We start from the raw sequence: 3,663 nt of genomic DNA, 5'->3' as shown, positions 1-3,663 counted from the left end.
TCATAGGTGTAGCTTGTATAATCCGTCAGCTTCCACTGCAGTAAACGCAGAGGATTTTGGGCTGGCCTGTTGGTTTTATGGCCGGGAAAGCCAAAAGCCATCAGCATGATGGGAAACAAAATAAGCAAAACAATCAAGCATCTTTTCATGTTCTTCTCCTTTTTTGAAGTGGATATGAATCCCATATCTGAACCGGCGATGCCAATACCCGCTATTCACAAAAACGCCTCGCCGCTTTCGGGATTTATTTATACACTCTTCAACTAAGTTTTTAAGTTCTCTTTTTTTTGTCAAGGAAAAACTGGTTGAAACCACCCTTTTTTGGCATCACATCTGGTTTTGACATATTCAGATCCAGTTTTCACTTATGGAAGAGGCATTTCCTGCTTGACAGCTTTGCGCCCTGCATTTTTTTCTGCCCAGAAGGAGTTTACAAATGGCCAAAATCGTGGTTAAAGACCTTAATAAGTTTTATGACAACGGCGTTCATGCCGTAAAAGATGCCAATTTTGAGGCGGAAGACAAGGAATTTGTGGTGCTGGTTGGGCCTTCGGGCTGCGGCAAAAGCACGGTTTTGCGCATGATTGCGGGTTTGGAAGAAATCTCCAGCGGTGACATTTGGATTGGAGACACCCTGGTAAACAACGTTCCACCCAAAGACCGCGACATCGCCATGGTCTTTCAAAACTACGCGCTCTATCCGCACATGACGGTTTTTGATAACATGGCTTTCGCGCTGAAATTGCGGCGTGAAGACAAAAAAACCATCCGCGAAAAAGTGCAGCACTCGGCAGAGCTTTTGGGCATTGAAGACATGCTGAAACGCAAACCAGCCCAGCTTTCCGGCGGACAGCGTCAGCGCGTCGCACTGGGCAGGGCAATCGTGCGCAATCCCAAGGTTTTCCTGTTCGACGAACCGCTCTCGAACCTGGATGCCAAACTGCGCGTGGCCATGCGCTCCGAGATTGTAAAGCTGCAGCGCAAGCTGGAAAACACCATGATTTATGTAACTCACGACCAGGTGGAAGCCATGACCATGGCAGACCGCATCGTGGTGATGAAAGACGGCTGGATTCAACAAATCGACACTCCGCTGAACATCTACAACAAGCCCATAAACGTGTTTGTGGCAGGTTTCATCGGCTCACCCGCCATCAATATGGTCAAAGGTCGGGTGGAAAACATAAATGGCGAATTGAGCTTCGATTGCGGTGATTTTGTGGCGCCCATTTTCCCCGAACACCGCGAAGCGCTTAAAGCACAGCAGGGCAAGGAAGTTATCATGGGCATCCGCCCCGAGGATATTTACGACGCCCGTTACGATTCTATGGCTGATTTTCCTCAAACCGTCCAGACCAAATGTGAACTGGTTGAGCCTCTGGGCAGTGAATATCACGTTGTTTTGAGCACCAAAACCCATGAATTCACCGCACGTTTTGATCCCAAGGAACTGCCCCAAATCGATGCGCCACTCACGGTTAGCTTCAACATGGCAAAGGCGCATTTCTTCGACGCCGAAAGCGAAGAACGCCTGGCTTAACACTCTGCGGAAGAAAGCCTTGCGACATCTTATTCTGGGCTGCCTCCTGCTTCTCACATTGCCCCTGAATGCGCTGCTGCCCCAAAACACAGCTTCCGCGAACGCCTTGGCGGGCATCACTCTGCTTTCGCAATCCGTGGCAGACCGCCAACACACTCCCGCCCTGCCTTTCACAGGCTTGGCAATCTCCGCCAGCGTTCCCTTTTCGGATGGTCCTTCCACCGCGGTTTCCCTCGAAGCCGCGCAAAACTTTGATTTCCTGAACCTCGGCGTGGGCGCAACCCACAGCGGGGATTACGATTACAATAGCCAGGATTTCCGCTTGGGACTGGCGCTCTGTTTTGGCGATTTTGTTGCCGGATTTTCTCAACACCTGTTTTTGGAGCGGGCGGGCGATATTTCCAGCCATCAAAGCTGGAACAGCGACCTGGGATTGGCATACCGTGGTGCCGGTTATGGCTATGAAGCCAGAGTTTTGAACCTGGCGAAGCCGGAACAGGAACTGCACCTGAACGTTAGCACCAAAATCTTGGATGGGGTGAAAGCCGGCGCTGGCTATGTTTATTCATCAAATGGGGATGGAGGTTACCGCTTTGCCACTTCCATCGATCTGGGCGAAAACCTGCTTCTGCAAAGCTCCTGGCAAAACAACCCCTCCCGCTTTGGAGCCGGCCTCAAATTCAAACTCAAGGATTGGGATTTGATGTATTCCATCCGCACCCATTCCGCCCTGAAGCTTTCTCACAGCCTTGATCTTGGCTATATTTGGTGAAATATCTGGCCTTGGTTTGGCTCTGTGTGTGCCTGACCCCGGTTTTTGCCCAAATTCCTGAGGAACTTCCCGAACTGGAAATCCCCGCCCAAGCTGAAGAAGCCTGGGCTTCGCTTTTCAGCGAACTTCGCGAACAGCCCCTGGCGCTGGCTGCGCGCAGCGATCTTTTTTCCAAAAACCCGCAAATCCATCTCAACAGCTGCTGGCAACTGCCCCGCGCAGAGCTTTTAGCCCTCTATAACCGCGATCTGAACAAAAACTTGGATGCCTTCTCCTTCAGGCTTGGCATCGGTTCCGCGAACTGGGATGCCGTTTTGGGAAATTACCGCCTGCGGTTTGGACGCGGTTTGGTTTCCGGAAGCTCCTCCCGCGCCCAGCCAGACAGCCTCTTCTCTTTTTTGGATCCACTCTCTCCACGCAATTACGGACTTCAGGGCGCGGCGGCAGCATATCGCCATAAAGCCTTGCGCGCCACGGTGTTCGCATCGATGCAAAACCGCGAAGCCAAACTGGATGCCCAGGGAAACATCCGCAGCATTCAAAAAAGCCGGGGTGAAGAGTTCAGCACCGCCAACGAGAGCATTTTGGCCGCCGCGGCGGGAATTTCAATCCCCCGCCTCCAAGCCGGAATCCTCTGCCAAAGGCTGGAATATGACCGGGAATTTGTCAGCTCTGAATTGGATAAAACACATTGGACAACAAGCGTTTACGGCTCTTTTAAAATCAAGAAAATCCATCTGGACGCGGAAAGCGTTTTGCTGGATGAAAACCCCGCCGCTTTGCTGAATTTTTCCTATAAAACAGGCGGCTTCGAGCAAAGCATCAGCTACGCCCGCAACGGGTTACAGAACAGATTGCCCTTCGCGCTCACACCCGCTCTGCTCTCCAAAAACACCGATAGCAATGAATGGAACTTCGATTGGGCTATCCCACTGCCTCTGAAAAGCAGGCTGAAGCTGCGCTATGCCATCAACAACGATGCCGGTGGCAGCCCGCTTTCCCGCTTCATTGGCAGCCTTTCCCACAGCCACGGTGGACGCCAATTTGGGTTCCTTTTCCAATCCTACGACAGCGAAATCATCAGCAGAATCGACAGCAGCTACGTTGCCAGCGAGCCGCGCAACCATCGCTTTCGGCTTTGGGGACGCTACCCGCTTGTCGGAACACTCCAGCAAAACTTCGATTTCGTTTACGCCCTGCAAGATCGACAAAATTACTCTCGAAACAGCCATCGCGCCAAGCTGGGTTTTGCCTACACAAAAAAAGACTGGAAACTGGCATTGGAATACCTCAGTTGGCAAAACCTGCATCAATCCTGGCAAAGCGATGAATTCGACCCCTGGCTGCAAAG

At 51.7% G+C, this 3,663-nt stretch carries 4 protein-coding genes; 3 read left to right on the top strand and 1 reads right to left on the bottom strand.

What is annotated here, in order from left to right; genetic code table 11:
- Window positions 1–149 (bottom strand): hypothetical protein (locus tag GX135_07655; protein ID NLN85952.1); only part of this gene is annotated, 149 nt, incomplete at its 3' end.
- A gap of 287 nt (window positions 150–436) precedes the next feature.
- On the opposite strand from GX135_07655, the gene ugpC reads away from it, so the two are divergent.
- The 3 genes from ugpC to GX135_07640 form a co-directional block, all read left to right on the top strand.
- Window positions 437–1,540 (top strand): sn-glycerol-3-phosphate ABC transporter ATP-binding protein UgpC, encoded by a 1,104-nt coding sequence (ugpC, locus tag GX135_07650; protein NLN85951.1) that lies wholly within the window; start codon window positions 437–439, stop codon window positions 1,538–1,540.
- 19 nt (window positions 1,541–1,559) lie between these two features.
- The gene (locus GX135_07645) at window positions 1,560–2,312 is read left to right on the top strand and encodes a hypothetical protein (protein ID NLN85950.1); all 753 of its coding nucleotides are present in this window, start codon (window positions 1,560–1,562) and stop codon (window positions 2,310–2,312) included.
- On the top strand, window positions 2,309–3,663 hold a 1,355-nt coding region (locus GX135_07640; GenBank protein ID NLN85949.1), incomplete at its 3' end, for a hypothetical protein. The genes GX135_07645 and GX135_07640, both read left to right, overlap by 4 nt.

It is taken from the genome of Candidatus Cloacimonadota bacterium, assembly GCA_012522635.1.
In the GTDB taxonomy this organism is placed as follows: Bacteria; Cloacimonadota; Cloacimonadia; order Cloacimonadales; family Cloacimonadaceae; genus Syntrophosphaera.
Note: the sequence above shows the minus strand (reverse complement) of the source record. Positions and strands in the feature narration are given on the sequence as shown.

Coding starts and splice junctions, on each gene's coding strand:
- ugpC (NLN85951.1), top strand. CDS start 437: ATGGCCAAAATCGTGGTTAAAGACCTTAATAAGTTTTATGACAACGGC.